The 17386-nt window shown below is 60.9% G+C and carries 13 protein-coding genes and 1 pseudogene; 9 read left to right on the top strand and 5 right to left on the bottom strand.

Annotated features, from left to right (window positions below):
* The first annotated feature begins 156 nt into the window (after nt 1-156).
* Nucleotides 157-675: an RNA polymerase sigma factor gene (locus tag EK373_RS20495; RefSeq protein ID WP_129645545.1), complete on the top strand. Its 519-nt coding sequence runs from the start codon at nt 157-159 to the stop codon at nt 673-675.
* Between the two features lie 3 nt (nt 676-678).
* On the opposite strand, the gene EK373_RS20490 is transcribed toward EK373_RS20495, so the two are convergent.
* From EK373_RS20490 to EK373_RS20470, 5 genes are all read right to left on the bottom strand, one after another.
* The gene (locus EK373_RS20490; RefSeq protein WP_129645544.1) at nt 679-1692 is read right to left on the bottom strand and encodes a helix-turn-helix domain-containing protein; all 1014 of its coding nucleotides are present in this window, start codon (nt 1690-1692) and stop codon (nt 679-681) included.
* Nucleotides 1693-2113: 421 nt separating this feature from the next.
* Entirely contained in the window at nt 2114-2962 is an 849-nt protein-coding gene (locus tag EK373_RS20485; RefSeq protein ID WP_129645543.1) for a MurR/RpiR family transcriptional regulator, read from the bottom strand.
* Nucleotides 2963-2968: 6 nt separating this feature from the next.
* The gene (locus tag EK373_RS20480; RefSeq protein ID WP_129645542.1) at nt 2969-4060 is read right to left on the bottom strand and encodes a dipeptide epimerase; all 1092 of its coding nucleotides are present in this window, start codon (nt 4058-4060) and stop codon (nt 2969-2971) included.
* Nucleotides 4057-5475, bottom strand: a complete 1419-nt coding sequence (locus EK373_RS20475) for a C40 family peptidase (RefSeq protein WP_129645541.1) — start codon at nt 5473-5475, stop codon at nt 4057-4059. The genes EK373_RS20480 and EK373_RS20475 overlap by 4 nt, the downstream gene beginning before the upstream one ends.
* Nucleotides 5475-6641, bottom strand: coding sequence for a DUF819 family protein (locus tag EK373_RS20470; RefSeq protein ID WP_129645540.1), 1167 nt, complete (start codon nt 6639-6641; stop codon nt 5475-5477). Before EK373_RS20470 ends, EK373_RS20475 begins: the two co-directional genes overlap by 1 nt.
* A gap of 178 nt (nt 6642-6819) precedes the next feature.
* Between EK373_RS20470 and EK373_RS20465 the strand changes: the two genes are divergently transcribed.
* The 8 genes and pseudogenes from EK373_RS20465 to EK373_RS20435 all read left to right on the top strand — a co-directional run bounded on the left by EK373_RS20465 (nt 6820) and on the right by EK373_RS20435 (nt 17375).
* Complete coding sequence (locus tag EK373_RS20465; RefSeq protein WP_129645999.1) at nt 6820-8310, top strand: transglutaminase-like domain-containing protein; 1491 nt, start codon at nt 6820-6822, stop codon at nt 8308-8310.
* A gap of 30 nt (nt 8311-8340) precedes the next feature.
* Nucleotides 8341-11340 carry a TonB-dependent receptor gene (locus EK373_RS20460; protein WP_129645539.1) on the top strand — a complete coding sequence of 1000 codons (3000 nt, stop codon included), beginning with the start codon at nt 8341-8343 and terminating at the stop codon, nt 11338-11340.
* A gap of 83 nt (nt 11341-11423) precedes the next feature.
* Nucleotides 11424-12581: pseudogene (locus EK373_RS34345) on the top strand (serine hydrolase domain-containing protein); the annotation flags it as partial.
* A 378-nt stretch (nt 12582-12959) separates the two neighbouring features.
* On the top strand, nt 12960-14039 hold the full coding sequence (locus EK373_RS34340; protein ID WP_407676208.1) for a serine hydrolase domain-containing protein: 1080 nt from the start codon (nt 12960-12962) through the stop codon (nt 14037-14039).
* A 118-nt stretch (nt 14040-14157) separates the two neighbouring features.
* Nucleotides 14158-14739, top strand: a complete 582-nt coding sequence (locus tag EK373_RS20450) for a HutD/Ves family protein (RefSeq protein WP_157994454.1) — start codon at nt 14158-14160, stop codon at nt 14737-14739.
* A gap of 4 nt (nt 14740-14743) precedes the next feature.
* On the top strand, nt 14744-15859 hold the full coding sequence (locus EK373_RS20445; protein WP_129645537.1) for a sensor histidine kinase: 1116 nt from the start codon (nt 14744-14746) through the stop codon (nt 15857-15859).
* Nucleotides 15856-16620 (top strand): LytR/AlgR family response regulator transcription factor, encoded by a 765-nt coding sequence (locus tag EK373_RS20440; protein WP_129645536.1) that lies wholly within the window; start codon nt 15856-15858, stop codon nt 16618-16620. The genes EK373_RS20445 and EK373_RS20440 overlap by 4 nt, the downstream gene beginning before the upstream one ends.
* A gap of 308 nt (nt 16621-16928) precedes the next feature.
* The gene (locus EK373_RS20435) at nt 16929-17375 is read left to right on the top strand and encodes a cytochrome P460 family protein (RefSeq protein ID WP_157994453.1); all 447 of its coding nucleotides are present in this window, start codon (nt 16929-16931) and stop codon (nt 17373-17375) included.
* The last annotated feature ends 11 nt before the right edge of the window (nt 17376-17386 follow it).

Here is a 17386-nt window from a genome sequence, read left to right as displayed (position 1 = left end):
TGTCGGTTCTTGCAGCAAGAAGTCGGTAGCAGTTCTGTCACATTTTTGCCAAGCCCACGTGATGCTAGGGATGTCGATGCGCAGTGCTGCACTGCTTAGTTGTTGTCTGCTCGACGAAAGCGTCGTTGAGTCTCATCCGTCGGACAGTGATGCAGAATGACCACCGCAGCCTCCGAGCCCGCGCCCTTCACCTTCGATGCCTCGTCATTCAGGAACTATGACAAACAGCTGCACCGTTACCTGGCGCGTCGCTTGACGCAGCGTCAGGACGCCGAGGATCTGGCTCAAGAAGTTTATTTGCGCTTGTTGCGAATAGATGCGACGAAGCGAGTGCAGAAACCCGTCGCCTACATCTTTGGAATCGCCTCGCACGTGGTTGCTGATTTCAGGAGCGAGTCCTGGCAGGAGCATGAGCGCCAGCTCGATCGTGACGATGAATCCGATGATCGCGCCAGCTCGCCGGACGAGCTGGCCGACCGATTGAACCTGCAACAGCAGCTCGAGCGCGCCTTCGCCCGGTTACCCCAAACCCATGCGATGGTGCTGATCGCGCACAAGCATCGCGGCCTCTCTTATGAAGAGGTGGCCGCAGAACTCGGGCTCAGCATTCACACTGTCGAGAAATACGTCACCCAGGCCAAAGCCTTGATCAGAACCATGACCTGGGAGCGCTAGGCCTCAGTACATCGCATCGTGCTCGGCGCCGCTCGCGTGCGCGGCGGATTGCCCCATGTCCAGGAAGTCCTCGCTCGAAACGGCGTGACCGCCCAGGCCGATTGGCATCATGTGCGACAACGCATCCAGCTTGAACAAGTCCGGCTGGCGCTTGCGATACGAGGTGATCGTCTTGGAAAGCGTCGACGACACGCGCCCGAGATAGCGCGAGATCTCCGCCAGAGTGGCAATGCCTCGCACCGTCGTATGCCAGGCGATCACAGCGCGAGCGAGCGCCAGTCTGCGCAATCGCGACTTCGACAGCACATCCTCGCGTGTCACGTCCAGCATCCGGCAAACGTCGTGGATGATCTGATCCGGCGTCATTCGCGTGGATCGCTTGGGCCGATGGCCCGCCGCTTCGGCCAGCTCCGGCCCGCCGAGAATGCCGGGGGCTTTCGGCATGCCTCGCTCGACCAGCTTCGCCGTCTCCGGTGTCGGCGCCTCGGCCATTAGCACCTGATAAGCCTGAGCCTGATCGTCACGCTTGCCGAGCATGCGTCGCGCGGTACCACAATGCAGCCATGGCACTTCGCGCGCATTCGTGTATGCGTGATGGCTCGAGTAGGCGAAATCCTCGGGACGATCTGTCAGCCCCTTGAGCACCGGCACGTAATGAATGTAGTGAATCAAGCTGGTCAGATACATTTTCGGATCGATGATCACCGAGTCATAACGAACTTGAAACAAATGACCCCGCTCGCCGAGCTTGCGTTGAATGCCGCGCGCATAGCGGCTCTTCACCCATTGCATGAAATGCCCCAGCGAGATCTCATCGATCTGCACGGCCAGATATATGGCCTCGGTGGTCCAGCAGTATGCGTGCAGCCGCGCACCGGTACTGCGCAACGCCGCCTGAAGCACCGACTCGAATAACTCGTAGTCCTCCGCGTGAGAGAAAATCGGTCGCTGTTTGGTGCCGCGCTGGACGACATGATAAGTGCCTCCAGGAATGTGGATCCGTCGGCGATATGACATTGTTTAATCTCCGTTCATGAGCAAGAAACCTACCCTGGTACGCACCCTGTTGCAGTTGACTTGCCCCAGACACTTAGCCACTGCCTTCTTATGAGAATCGAGCGCGGAGCTTCCATCGCCGCTGTTGCTATTGATATGACATCGGCCGAGACCCACCAACGGCGGGCGATGTCTCGAAGTCTCACAGCACGGTTATTTGCTTTTTATGTAGCTGCTGCGTGACTGCCCGATACTGAGCGATGGCCAACGACACGCGACGTGCGCCGATGCCGCGTGAACTAGCGATCGATGCGCAAGCAAACAATCGAACGTCTGGGAATGAGAGTATCGGTCAGCGACACGACACGCGGGGATTGCGTGTCGTTAGTAACTCGCGTTGTATCATGAAGCTTGCGCGATGCGCGCCGTCTGACACGGAGCGTCAGAGTTTTGGATCCAACAGGTGCTGTACGTGTTCGAGGTTGGTATTCAGCTGCTCCAGGCGATCGCCGTCGCACATGAGCACGAATATTTGATCGAGCAGGTGTTGGAGCGCCGACTGATAGAGCAGCGGCTGGACGTGGGATCGCTCGTCGTGCGCCGACACCAGCAAGGTAGCATCGGCATGCGCGCGCAGCGGATTGGATGTGTGCCGCGTGACCGAGACGATCTTGCCTTGCCGCTCGCGAAACTGACGACATAGTTGGTTGAGCGCTGCGTGCTGTCCTTGCTCGGAAAACACTACCAGCACATCGCCGCGCTCCGCACTGGAGATGGTCGCGGTCATCGGCACTGCATCAGCATGGTGCAAGGCTAAAGTACCGAGCAATGCCAGACGCTGCGCGAATGCCTGGGCAGCAAGACCATCGTCGCCGAACCCTATGCAAAACACTCTGCCGGCCCGACTCAGCAAGGTAGCGATCTCGCTGAGCGTCCCGGCATCGTTGATCAGCCGAGTCTCTTCCTCTGCCCGAGACTTGCTTTGCCACAGCGTTTCGGCCAACGACTCCCGAACCGTAGCGCGAGCAGACTTGGCAGCCGTCTTGACGGGCACATCACTGCCCCGCGCCACCGCCTCCCCGATCGAGTACTTCAGATCGGGGTACCCCTTGAAACCCAGCTTCTGACTGAACTTCACCACGCTCGACTGACTTATCTGCAGCGCATCGGCGAGCTGCTGCGACGAGTAGTCGCGCAGCAGATGCGCGTTCTCGAGCATGAAATCGGCGATGCGGCGTTCGATCGCCGACATCTGGTCCCGTTCCGCCCGGATCTTGAGGAGTGAGGACATTCGTGCTCAGAGCCTCTGCAGTCCTCGGATTTCGCGGATGCCCAGGCCTGGCGCATCGGTGATCGAGATCTCCGACTCGTTGAAGATCACGCCGCCGTCGACCGGATTGAAGGCGCACAATGAGGGACCGTCGAGGTCCACTTTAGTGATCACATTCGCCTTCGCCACGGCAACATGCACCGCCGCCGCCACACTGATGCTGGTCTCGAGCATGCAGCCGATCATGCATTCGATGCCGTGCAGCGCCGCGATGTCGGCGATGTGAATCGCGCTCGAGATGCCGCCGGTCTTCATGAGTTTGATGTTGATGATGTCGGCAGCCCGCATGCGGATCAGCTCGATCACCTGCGTCGGGCCAAAGACGCTCTCGTCCGCCATGATCGGCGTGTGCACGCGCTCGGTGACGTATCGCAGACCATCCAGATCCTGAGCTTTGACCGGCTGCTCGACCAGCTCGAGTTTGACGCCGGCGTCCTCCAGCGTCTGCAATGCATAGACCGCCTGCTTCGCCGTCCAGCCTTGATTGGCGTCGAGCCGCAGCAGCGCTCTATCTTCCACGGCGGCATAGATCGCTTTGATGCGCTCGATATCTACGCCGATGTCCTTGCCCACTTTGATCTTCAGCGCCTCGAAGCCCCGCTCCACGGCCTGGATGGAGTCGGCCACCATCTTATCGATGTAATCCACGCTGATCGTGATGTCCGTGGTCACGACCGGATCGCCGCCGCCCAGCATCTTGTATAACGGTGCGTTGTAGAGCTGCCCGAACAAATCGTAAACCGCGATCTCCACCGCGGCCTTGGCGCTGGAGTTCTTCTCCAGCGACGTTTGTATCAGCTGCGTGATGCGATTCAGATTGGCGATGTCCTGCCCGATCAGGCGCGGCGCAATGAACTTGGCGATGGCCTCGATGATGGAGCCGTGCGTGTCGCCGGTGATGACGGCCGTCGCGGGCGCTTCGCCGTAGCCGATGTTGCCGGTGTCGGTGTGAATTTCGACAACGATGTCCTCGACCATATCCACGGTGCGCAACGCCGTTTTGAACGCTGTCTTCAGCGGCACGCGCAACATGCCATAGCGAATCTCAGTAATCTTCATGGTGCTCCCGACGCTGGTCCACCAGCGATGCGGATTCTCTGGATGCTGTACACGCGATCGATCATGGGGCGGCCGTCGCTCAGCAGCAGCGGCAGCAACGGTGTGACCGAGACACCGTTCAACCTGGCACGCTCGATATCGCCGCCGCGGCCGCGAAAGCTGATGCCGGTCGTGTCGTGAATGATGTAAGGCTCGCCGTTCTCATGACCGATCACCATCATGACGTGGCCTGGGATATAAATGAGATCGCCGACCTGCGCCTCGCGCAGCAGCTTGACTCGCGCCTCATGATCGTCGGCGTCGGTGAGCTCGATGCGATTGAGCGCCGGGCTCACGCCCTGATCGCGAGTATTGCGCGGCAGCTGGACGCCGAAGCTTCGATAGACTTCGGAAACGAAGCCGCTGCAGTCACGCGCATCGTATGAGTGCCCCCAGCCATAGCGCTCCCCGAGGAACTTGAATCCCTGGCGCAAGATGTTTGCGCCGGTCAGCGGCAAGTAGTCGTTATCGACTTCTTGACTCTTCGGCAGCAGGGCCGGTGAGAACTGCAGTGACCCGTCGGCTGCGCGGTACGGAAGCTCGATGACATGAGCCGTGTATGGATGCTGACCGTTGACGGGAGTTTCGATCGGCCAATCTGGCAGCAGCGGCACCCGTGCGCCCATCTCTAGTTGCAGGCCGGAGACCTCAGGGCGCTCCGGCGTGTAGACCGTGTGCGCCTTCGCACCGGTGACCACGACATACGGTGCCTTATGCGAGTAAGCGAAGATTCGGCTGCGGTCGCCCTCGGCTACCGCACTCTTCTCTATCCACGCGCTGTAGAGCGCAGCGACCACGAACAGCCATTCTCCGTCGTGGCTCGTATGCGCGATGACTACCGGCGTTCCCGGAAACAGCGCGTTCTCCTGAAAGCGATCGATGTCTGTGTCTTCGACGTTCGAGAACACCCGAGCCCGAGTCGGAAACGTGCGAAGGTCGGCTCGGCGCACGACCATGCCGTATCGAGTCGATTGCGAGGGCGCCACAGCATCGAGATTCAACGACGCCATCCAGTCATCGAGCTGCCGAGCACTCACCTCCCGACCTAGTTCGTCATAAAGCGTACGTGTGGGCCGAGAGGACATGGCTTCGATCCATGCGCGCACGTCCGCCGCCGATAGCGTCGTCGGCAGTCGTTCGAGATTCCGCACGGATTTATCGCTCTGTTGCAATCGTTCGTTTTGCCGAGCGATTGCTGAGGTGTCGAGCAGAACGGCATTGGCGCGTGGCGCGCGCCGGGCCCAGTACTCCGCCGTGAGATGCGTGGGCTCCACACCGATGACTCCGAGCGGTCCACCGACTCCCGCCTGCTCGCTAGGTACGCTAGCACAGCCGGCGATCAGCACGAGCCACAAGAATATCCAATACCTGCGCATCAACCCGCTCCCACCGGCGCCAGCGAGGACAGCACACTCGCCATGAACAACCCCATGCCGGTCCCGACGATGAGGCCCAACATCGCGAGCAACACAGCGATGGGAACGAGCACCGGAGAATATGTCGCCGCCAGCACCGGGGCCGAGGCCACGCCGCCGATCTGTGCGAGGGATGAAATGCCGCACAAGTACAGATCGAAACGAAACACTCGCGCCAGCAGCGCAAGAATCCCGATGTGCAGCAGCATCGTGATGAATCCGCATAGAATGAAGAGCGGCGCCGAAGCGAGCCCGTGAAAGTTGCTCTGTGAAGCGAGCACAGCCACGAGCAATGCCAGCAGCGCAGAGCCCGTCGGTGCAGGGCCCGGAATGCGTGCCAGCGGCGTACGCGCGATGACCAGGCCGGCCACGGTTGCAAACAACACCGTCCACGACGTCTGAGTCAGCATCGTCGACGTCGGCATCGAGGTTGCGAGCCGGGCCGCACCCAAACCGACGATCATCGCCAGGCCGAGCCACAGCAGAATGTTCCCCAGGCTCGCGGCACCGGTCGATGAGACCGCAGCCAACCGCGGATATTCACGACCGCTTCGATCCGCGCCGGTCCATCGATTGAAGGCCGGTGCGAAAGCGCCCGTCGAAAACAGCACGAGCACCCAGACCGAATAACAGAGTGCGTCGGCCAACAGCACGGAGGGCAAAGCACTTTCGGACAACCCGATGACTTGCTTGACCGCCACGAGGTTCGCGGAGCCGCCGGTCCAGGTCGCGCTCAGCGCCGCGAGCATCTTCCAACCTTCCATGGGCAGCACGGACCGGAACAACACGAAAACCAGCGTCACCGCCAGCAGAATGCTCAGCATCGCGCACGCGAAAACCGCCAGCACTCGCGGCCCGACGGCGAGGATCGCCCGCAAGTCGCAGGTCACCATCAGCAGGAACAGCAGCGCAGGAAGCAGCTGCGAAGTCAGAGTTCGTTGCGCACCCTGAATCTCGGGCGTCGCAGTCCACAGCCCACCCACCGCCAACGCCGTAACAAAAAGATAAGTCCAGACGATCGGCGGCAGCACGGAAAACACCCGCCACTGGAAGCGGTTCTCCAATGACGGGAACACTCCGGCGGCCAGCGGCATGAGTGCGAGATAGGGCCAGACGGTCTGGATCATCGCAACTCGCAGCCGAGCTTGAGGCGGAGGGTTCGCATGGGCTCAGAATATTCGCTTCTTCTTTGGTTTGAAGCAAGAATAAATTATTGACCACCGCTTCGCGGCCGTGTTACACCATGACTACACCGCGCCCGACTCAACTGCCGCCGACGTGGACACCTGCAAAGTGACTGCTCGACTGTCTCTGCCATGCAAACGGGAAGCCAGCATCCCTCGCGCGGCGCTCGCCGCATTGGTGGCATCGGTCATCGTGATTGTCTGCCCCGCCAACGCGCGTGCAGCCGACCAGGTCGCGCCATCTTCGGACGTGGTTCGGCTCGTCGATGCCGGCAACTTCGCCGGCGCTGAAAAGTCCATCGAGCAAGCGCTCCGCTCCTCCTCGCTTGCTCCCGAAGAACGCCGGTCGTACGAATTCGAGCGCGAGCGCATGCGGCGCATCCTGCTCGATTTTACTCTGACGCCGAGCGATGCACAGGCGCGCGTTCGCAAACAGATTCCGGATCTCACCGACGCCGAGTTCGCCAGATGGGACGCAGCTGGCCTGCTCGAATTCCGCGTGATCGACGGCCAGAAGAAGTACTTCAATCGAGCGCCCTCCAATCTGTTTCGCCTGAGCGCGGAAGCTCGCGATCGTCGAGCGAACCCGGCTCCTTTCAATGACAGCCCGCTCGAGCGACCTCATCTCCACCACAAGGAAGTGCTCGAGCAGGCCAAGGCGACGGGCAAAAGCTCAGTCGCGCCTCGTCGCGTGCGGATCACGCAATCCATCACGGTGGATGCCGATGCGGTACCCGCCGGCGAAACGATTCGTGCCTGGATCCCGTATCCGCGAGCGATTCGAGGCCAGCAGGAGAATATTCGATTCGTCAGCAGCGCCCCCGACAAACATCAGCTAGCGCCGGAGTCTGCCCTTCAGCGCACGGTGTACTTCGAGCAGGCTGCTGCGGCATCGAAGCCGACGACCTTCTCGGTCACATACGAGCTGACGATCTTCGGCCAGCACACTCAAATCGATCCCAACAAAGTCGTGCCGGCCGCACCTTCGGCAGACCTGGCTCCGTACATGGGCGAACGCCCGCCGCACATCGTATTCACCGAGGACATGCGCAAGTTCTCGCGAGAAGTCGTCGGCGATGAAAAGAATCCTTATCGAATCGCACAGCAGCTGTTCGCGGCCGTGGACCGCATTCCCTGGGCCGGCGCCCTCGAATACTCCACGATTACAAACATCAGCGACTACGCGCTGCACGCCGGCCACGCGGATTGCGGGCAGCAGACGCTGCTGCTCATGACCCTGCTCCGCCTGAATGGCATTCCGGCCCGCTGGCAATCGGGCTGGATCTTCTCCGATGTCGCCTACAACAACATGCACGACTGGGGATGGTTGTATCTGGCGCCGTATGGCTGGGTGCCGATGGATGTGACCTTCGGCCGCCTCGACTCCGGAGACGCAGCGCTCGACGCCTTCTATCTCGGCTCCTTCGACGCCTACCGCGTCGCCTTCAATGACGATTACAGCCAGCCGTTCGTGCCAGCCAAACAGCATTTCCGCTCCGAAACCGTCGACCTGCAACGCGGCGAGGTCGAGTGGCGCGGCGGCAATCTTTACTTCGATCGTTGGGACTACGACTTCAAGGCAACGCTGCTCCAGAACCCACGAACGGATTGATTCAAACGATAAACCTGGCCGGGAGGGTGTATGAAAAAAAACCTATCGCTCAGATCAGCGCTCAAAGTGGCGCTGCAAATGGGAGTGAGCGCTGCAGCCATCGCGACGATGCCGCTGCAAATGACCTATGCCGCGAGCAACGACGGCTCGCTGGTGGGCAAGATCACTTCGAGCGATCAGAAGTCGCTGGAAGGCATCGAGATCACGGTGCGCAATCCGGAAACGGGCTTCACGCGCACTGTTAAAGCAGAGTCGGACGGCTCGTATCGCTTCCCGTTCCTGCCTGTCGGCAGGTACATCGTTGAGGGCACGCGCAACGGTGCGACGCTCGGCAAGCTCACCGAAGTCACCGTCGGCCTGGGCGCCACGACAACCGCTGACGTAACAGTAAACGTGAGCAACGTCGAAGAAATCTTCGTCGTCGGTACGCGCGTTGTGCGGGCAGTCGATGTGAGGTCGACCGAGTCATCGACCAACCTGACACGTGAGGATCTCGAGCGCCTGCCCGTGGATCGTGACATTCAATCCGTCGCGCTGCTCGCCCCCGGTCTCTCTAAAGGTGACGACGGGCTCTGCCAGGGCGGCAACTGCGGCATCTCCTTCGGCGGCTCCTCCATCGCCGAGAACACCATCTACATCAACGGTCTGAACGTCACGGACTTCTACAACCGCGTCGGCTCATCCAATGTGCCGTACGCGTTTTACAAGGAGTTCCAGGTGAAGACCGGTGGCTATTCGGTCGAATTCGGTCGCACTACCGGCGGCGTCATCAATGCCGTAACGCGCTCGGGCACGAACGAATTCGAGTACGGAACCGAAGTTGCGTGGCGGCCGCACTCGCTTCAGAGCAGCAAGACCAATCGCTTCAATCCCGACGGCACGCCGCGCAAGATCGGCTCTTTCGATGAAACCGACAGCACCAGCGCAACCTTCTACGCCTCCGGTCCCATCGTCAAAGACAAGCTGTTCTTCTTCGCGTTATACGAAGCTCGCGACTATCAGCCGAGCTACACGACTGACGACGCCGAAACTTTCTACGAGGCGAAGGAAGACAGTGGCTTCTGGGGCGCCAAGATCGACTGGCAGATCAACGACAAGAACCTGCTCGAGTTGCTGGCGTTCTCCGACGAGAACGAAGAAATCCGCGATGCTTACGGCTTCGACTTCGGCGCCGGCGCCAGGGGCTCCTACCAGCAGACGCGCTACACCGACAACGGAGGCCTGAACTGGTCCGCGACCTACACGGCCTATCTAACCGACAACTTCTCGGCGAAGGCTCTATACGGCGTAAACAACCGGGAGTTCTCGCGCTTCAGCCAGAACGACCTGGAATGCTCACGCGTGCGGGACCTGCGCGGCGCCAGCGCCAGCGATATCGGCTGCACCAGCTCGTCCAACGTCACCGCACGTGAGGACACGCGTGAAGCTGCTCGCCTGGATTTCGAATGGGTGCTGGGTGCGCATCAATTGCGCTTCGGCCTCGATCGCGAGGCCAACACCTCCGAGCACGAGCAGTACTATCCTGGCCCGGATCGGTTGTTGTATGAAATCTCGATCACCGACGAGCCGACCACGTTGTTCGGAACGTTCCTTCCCAACGACACCACGTATGTGCGGACCCGACAGAACGAGGTGAATGGCGAGTTCGAGACCATCAATTCGGCGTATTACCTCGAGGATAACTGGCAGGTCACGCCCAGTCTGCTCCTGAATGCGGGCTTGCGCGTCGAAGCGTTCGACAACAAGAACTCCGACGGCGACACGTACATCAAGATGGACGACATGGTGGCGCCGCGCTTCGGCTTCTCGTGGGACGTGAAAGGCGACAACCGCAGCAAGATCTTCGGCAACGCCGGCCGTTACTTCCTGCCGGTGGCCAACGTCATCAACATCAAACAAGCGGGCGGCTTCCTCGATCGCCGCACCTACTATTATTTGGACCGCTTAGAGCCGTTCGAGTACAACGGTGAGACCAAGTATCGACCGGTTCTCGGCGCGCAGTTCGCCCTCGATGACTCTCAAGGCGATGGCACGGTCGGGGATCTGCGGGGCGAAGTCGATGCCGACATGGATCCGGTGTACCAGGATGAGCTGATTCTGGGCTTCCAGTCCATGATCGACGACAAGTGGTCGTGGGGCGTGCGAGGGGTGTATCGCAAGCTCAACAACGCCATCGACGACATGGAGATCACATCGACGGGCGTCATCTGCAACGGCGAGCCAGTCGAGGCAGGATACGTGATGGCCAACCCAGGCCGCGCGGTCACGATCTACTCGGATACGAATTGCGACGGCGAAAGTGACGGCTTTGTGACCATCGACACCAGCCGTGCTGGCTGGGCTCTATATGACGAGGACGGCAATTACGTCGGTGAGACCGGCTATTCCAAACCGCGACGCAACTACAAGGCGATCGAGCTGATGATCGATCGGGCGTGGGATGATCTGTGGTCGTTCAACGCCGTATACACATTGTCCTACGCCAAAGGCAACGCCGAAGGCCCGATCAACTCGGATACCGACTTCGGCGATACGGGACGCACCGAGGCATTCGACGATCCGTGGGTGAACTTCGGCTCGTATGGTTATTTGCCGAACGATCACCGACATCAGCTCAAGGTGCGCGGCTCCTATGGTCTCGGCGAGCATTGGGAGCTCGGCGGCACACTCACCGTGCAGTCGGGCAGGCCGATCAACGCGATGGGCGAATGCAACCCGTACGACGACACCTGTTATTGGAGCTTCTTCGTCTTGAACGAAACCAGTGGCGAATATGAGCTGCGCCCGCGCGGCTCAGGCGGCCGGACGCCATGGATCTTCGACCTCGGCGCGAATGTTACTTACAGACATTCGTTCTCGGCGGCGGATCTCAAAGTTACGCTCGCGGTGTACAACCTGCTCAACCAGCAGCGCGTCGTCGAGGTCGACGACTACCTGGGATCGGTGCCGGATGGCAACGAGTTCTACGGAGTAGGCACGGGCTATCAGTCGCCGCGCTACGGTCTGCTGACGCTGAAGCTCGACTTCTGACCCGGCGTCGCGGCATTCTTGCCATGGTTGGCGGCCCGCTAAACAGCGGGCCGCCTTTTTCTGTTTCATAGAACTCCGACGTCATGGCCATGCCCCGCCCGTTCGCCGCCCTTTTGATGCTTGCAGTCGCACTGATCTCGCTCGGCGCATGCTCATCTCAGCCAAGCGTACAGACGCCCGTGGCCGAGCAAGACTTGCCCGCGGCTGTCGACCGAATCTTCGACGAGATGATGGCTCGCTATCACCTGCCCGGCATGGCGATGGGCGTGATCGTCGACGGCAAAGTCGTGCACACACGCACCGCCGGCGAGCTCGTCGCGGGAAAGAATCAAAAGATCGATGACGACTCGCTGTTCAAGATCGCATCCAACAGCAAGGCAATGACCACTGCCCTGCTCGCCCGCCTGGTCGAAGCCGGCAAGCTGCGATGGGAAGACCCCGTCACTCGGTATCTGCCGGATTTCAAAATGAACGATCCGTGGGTCACCCAGCACATCCAGGTGCGTGACCTGCTGATTCACAACACCGGTCTGCGCGAAGGCGCCGGCGACTTGATGCTTTGGCCGACGCCGAACAACTTCACGCGCGCCGACATTCTCGCCGGACTCGCCCACCTCAAGCCGCAACAGAGTTTCCGTTCCCAGTATGCCTACGACAATTTGATGTACGTCGTGGCCGGAGAAGTTGCCGCAGCCGCAGGCGGCGCGAGCTACGAAGAACTGATGCGTCGGGAGATCTTCGAGCCGCTCGGCATGACTCGATGTCAGGTCGGCGCCTGGGATCGCGACGCCGTCGGCAACGTTGCGCAACCACACATGCGCCAGGGCAACGGCAATGTTCCCATTCGAACCGACGACAAGCACATTCCCGTCGATACCGCCGCGGCCGCCGGCGGCATTCGCTGCAGCCTCAACGATATGCTCATCTGGATGCGCGTGTGGCTCGGCGATGATCTGAAGACGACCACGGGCGCGACGTGGCTATCGTCAGGTCAGCGCAGAATTCTGTGGAGCGCACACACGCCCATGCCGCTTTCCCAGCGACAACGCCTGTGGGATGGCAGCCACATCAATGCTTATGGCTATGGCTGGCGCTTGTCCGACGTCGATGGTTCATGGCGAGTTGCTCACACCGGCACGCTGGCCGGCATGTATTCCGCCGTGAACTTGTTCCCGGACCAGAAAGCCGGCTTTGTTTTCATGATCAACGGCGACGGCTCCAAAGCGCGCACCGTGCTCAACACCGCGCTGGCCAAGCTCATCGCGGCCCCCGACAAGCTCCGCTCCATCAACTGGTATGCTAGCGAGCTCGAGAGCAACGACGGAGCTGCGACGAGCAAGCCGCCCGATACCTCGTCTCGCACTCCCGAGACACCGCAGAGCATGGCGCCCTGGCTGGGCATCTATCGCGATCCCTGGTTTGGCGAGGTATCGATCTGCGATCGTCACGAGCGGATCGTCTTTGCCTCGGCCAAGTCTCCGCAACTCACCGGCGAGCTCATGCGTGTCGCGGGCGCCGGAGCGCTGGTCGATTGGGATCAGGACGACATCGACACCGAGGCGTGGTTGAATTTTACGACTGCCAACCTTCACGAGGGTCCGCCGGTCGCGCAGCTGTTCATGCGCAAGGTGGATCCCAATGCGGATTTCAGCTATGACTTCGAGGACCTGGAGTTCACGCGCGTCGGCAGCTGTCCGGAGATCAATGTGCAAGTTCAAATCGACCAACTGATGAGCCGCTACGACGGCCCCGGGCCGGGCGCCTCGCTCTTGATCGTGCGCGATGGCAAGCCGTTCGTGCGTCGTTCCTATGGCTTCGCCAATCTGGAGGATCGAACCCCGGCCGCACCGGACACCAACTACCGCCTCGCCTCGGTCAGCAAGCAATTCACTGCCGCGGCCATTTTGCTGCTCGCCGAAGAAGGCAAGCTCAGCCTCGACGACTCGCTGCGCAAGTGGTTCCCGAGCTTGCCCGATGCGGCCACGGCAATGACGATTCGACAGGTGCTGTCCCACATGTCGGGGCTCATCGATTACGAAGATGTGATCCCGCCGGACCTGACTCAGCAGCTGCACGATGCGGATGTACTCGAGATCCTCGAAACCCAGAATCGCAGCTACTTCCCGCCCGGCAAGGGCTATCGATACAGCAACAGCGGCTACGCGCTGCTGGCGCTGATCGTGGGCAAGGCGTCAGGCAAGGACTTCGCGACCTTCCTCAAGGATCGCATCTTCACCCCGCTCGGCATGACGAACACAGTCGCGTACGAGGAAAGCATCTCTACGGTGAAGAATCGAGCGTTCGGTTATAGCGAGGAGCAGGCTCGGTGGGCGCGGACCGACCAAAGCCAGACCAGCGCCGTGCTGGGCGACGGCGGCATTTATTCTTCGATCGACGATCTCGCGAAGTGGGATGCCGCGCTGTACGACGACCGACTGCTGAGCGCCGAGTCACGCGCACTCGCCTTCACGCCGGTCACCGACACCGACGATCCGACCGTTCGCTACGGCATGGGCTGGCGCATCACCCAAGAGCCGATCGGCGGCACAACGCTCTGGCACTCGGGCGAGACCATCGGCTTCCGCAACGTGATCGTTCGTTATCCGGAGCAGCGCTTCACCATCGTGCTCCTGACCAATCGCAACGATCCGGAGCCGTATCAAACAGCGCGAGCCATCGGCAGTCTGCTCTTGAAGTGACACCTTTGAAGAGGCGCACAACCGCCGAAGCGCCGCCTGACGATACGTGTCGATTTGATCGGCCGCGCATGGCTATTATTCGACCATGCGACTACTTCGCGCCACTGACTATCGACGCATGCCCTGGAAGAACGGCGGCGGCGAGACTCGCGAAATCCTGGTCTCGCCGCCCGGCGCAGGCCTGGACGCACTCGATTGGCGAATCAGCCTGGCAAGCATTGCCAGCGACGGCCCGTTCTCGGCATTCCAGGGGATCGAGCGGACGTTGTGTGTCATCCGTGGTGCGGGCATTCGACTGCAAGTGGCGAACGCAGCGCCGGAGCTGTTGCTCGAGAACTCTGCACCCTACACGTTCGCCGGCGAATCCCCTGCTAGCTCAACCCTAGTGGCCGGCGCGACGGTCGATCTCAACGTGATGAGTCGCCGCGAGCGCTTTCGCCATGCGGTGACCCGCCTTTCAATTACAAATCCGCTGCAACTGCGGCCGACCGCGAGTTCGACCATCGTGTTCTGCCAGCACGGCAGCCTGCAATGCGAAGCGGACGGGACCGTCGCCGCGCTGGAATCGGAAGATTGCGTTGTTCTTGATAATGAGAAGGCGCCGGTCAGCCTGACCGCGGCCGGGACAGCGGTGATCGTCCTGATCGAGCTTTTCGAGGAGCCTGCGGCCACGAGGCCATCGCATGTAGTGCTAGAGTGAGCCAATGGAACCGACCCTCGGTCTTCCGAAATTCCTGCCGCGCTGGCTGTGCTTCGGGGTGTTCTGGATTCTGCTGAGCGTGCTGTTCGCCTCCCAGGCGTATTGGTCCGGCTATGCGCCCTGGCCCGCCGTGCTCTGGATGGAAGCAGCTCATTGGTTATCGTGGGGCATCGTTGCCCCGCTGGTCTTCTGGCTGTGCCGACGGCTGTACCGCGGCGAGCGCACCTGGACGCGCTACACAGCCGGTCTGCTACTTGGCGCGATTGTCATCTCCTTGCTGCAACCCGCGCTCACTCAGCTCTTCGTGTTCATGAGTGACTGGCTGCAATGGTTGCTATCGGTTACCGAAGCTCCTCCCCCGAGTTCCTTCCTGGCCGATCTGTACGTGGCGGCGATCAAGGTCGCCGGATTCAACCTGCCCATCTACGCCGGCTTGATTCTCGGCTGGCACGCGATGACTTACTACACCCAGCTGCGTGACCGGCAAGTGGAAGCCATGGAATTGGAATCGCTGCTGCACCAGGCCCAGCTGCAAACGTTGCGCAGTCAGCTGAACCCGCATTTTCTTTTCAATACGCTGCATTCGATTGCCGAGTTGGTGCACCGGAATCCGACGCTTGCCGAGCAATTGATCCTGCGTCTGGGCGAGTTGTTGCGGCAGGCATTGCGCTCCTCCACCGAGCAGGAAGTTGCGCTCGCGGAGGAGTTGGACTTCATCAGGGGCTATGTGGAAATAGAGCAAATGCGCCTGGGCGACGAGCGCTTGCAGGTGACATGGGAGATTGCACCCGAGGCGCTTGCCGCCAAAGTGCCCAGCCTGATCCTGCAACCGTTGATCGAGAATGCCATTCGTCATGGCGTCACGGCCACGACCCGACCTGGCGTCCTCGCGATCCGGGCGGGCTGCGACGATCGATACCTGCACTTGCAAGTGCGCGATACCGGGCCGGGCCTGCCGCAACCAGGCAAAGCTCAGGCCGGCATCGGCTTATCGAACACTCAGGCTCGTTTGCGTCGGCTCTATGGGGCCGCGCAGCGATTTGCGTTGCTCAATGACAATGGCCTGGTTGTGAATATTCAAATTCCTTTGGCCACGCGCGCGGGGCAAACCGTCTCATGAATATTCGCACGCTCATCGTGGACGATGAGCCGCTGGCGCGTCAGCGTCTGAAGCGGTTCTTGGAACCGGCCTCGGACATCGAGTTGCTGACCGAGTGCGATGACGGCCAAGCCGCCGTCGTCGCGATCCAGGAATACAAGCCGGACCTGGTATTTCTGGACGTGCAGATGCCGCACTTGAACGGCTTCGAAGTGCTGAGCGCGGTCGGCGCGGAGCGGATGCCGGTCGTGATCTTCGTGACCGCATTCGATGCCTTCGCGCTGCAGGCGTTCGAGGCCCAGGCGCTGGATTATTTGCTGAAACCTTTCGGGCAGGATCGCGTGCAGAAGGCCATCGAGCGCGCCCGAACGTTTCTCGAAGGAAATGCAAAGCAGTCGTTTCAAGATCATTTGGCGGGGCTGCTGCGTGCGGCCGAAGCGAGCCGCCAGGCTGCGCGCCTGCTGGTCAAGAACGGCGACCGTATGCTCGTCTTGGGGCCTGCAGAAATCGATTGGGTCGAAGCCTACGGCGACTACGTGCGGCTGCACGTGGGCCGGCAAGCGCACCTGCTGCGTTCGACGCTCACCGATATGGAGCAGCGGCTGAAGCCAGAGGGCTTTGCGAGAATTCATCGGTCGCGGCTGGTCAACCTGGAGCGCATCAAGGAATTCATCACGGTCTCACCGACGGAGTTGCTGGTGGTGCTCAAGAACGACGTCCAGCTGAACGCCAGCACGACTTACCTGAAGGATCTGCAACGCCGCTTGAGCGCGACGTCTTGACGTCCGCCGCGGAAATTTCCTGAAGCCGGCTCATCCCAGCCGGCGTCATCGCACGAAATGGGGGACTCATCGCTCCCCTGCCCGGATTCGTCGCAGATCGATTTCACGGGCGCGCAAGGAATGGCGTAATTCGTTGCAGGTGAACTCCTGGAGAGCCTCGCATGGAACGGCAACGAGTTGTTCGCAGGTCTACAAACGACTGGCGTGTTACGGCTTGCAGAGCAATATGTGTCATCGCGGCCGTGCTTCTCGGGCACGCTGCATCAAGCGACGGGCCGCCGGCGGCTACAGCCCCAACCACAGATCGAGTGGGCTTCCCAAAAGACTATCGCACCCGCTTCAAAGTACTCGGCGTCATCGTCAAAGAGCAGGCGCTGAGGGTGAGCACCGTCTATGGCAACGAGCTAGCCGCCACCGTGACCAGCCGGGACAAGCTGCCTTATCCAGAAGGTTCGATCATCCTGGTGGAGTTCACTGACGCGCTCAGGGATGCGAACAATCAGCCGGTGCGCGATGCCAACGGCACGCTGCAAAGAGGGGCGGTGGACCACATTGACGTCATGAAACGCGGCAAAGACTTCGGGGAAGCCTACGGCGCGAACCGCACGGGAGAGTGGGAATATGCGGGCTATCGCTTGGACGGCAGCTACACGACACCGCCCGAAAAATCAGGCCAATGCGCCGCGTGTCATCGCACAGCGGGACCGGAGAACGATTTTGTGTTTCGCATGAAAGCTGCGCCGGCTCGCATGTAGGCGTGGCCCGA

The organism is Peristeroidobacter agariperforans (assembly GCF_004138335.1).
GTDB lineage: Bacteria > Pseudomonadota > Gammaproteobacteria > Steroidobacterales > Steroidobacteraceae > Steroidobacter > Steroidobacter agariperforans.
The sequence above is the reverse complement of the archived record's forward strand: the minus strand, read 5'-3'. Positions and strand labels throughout refer to the sequence as shown.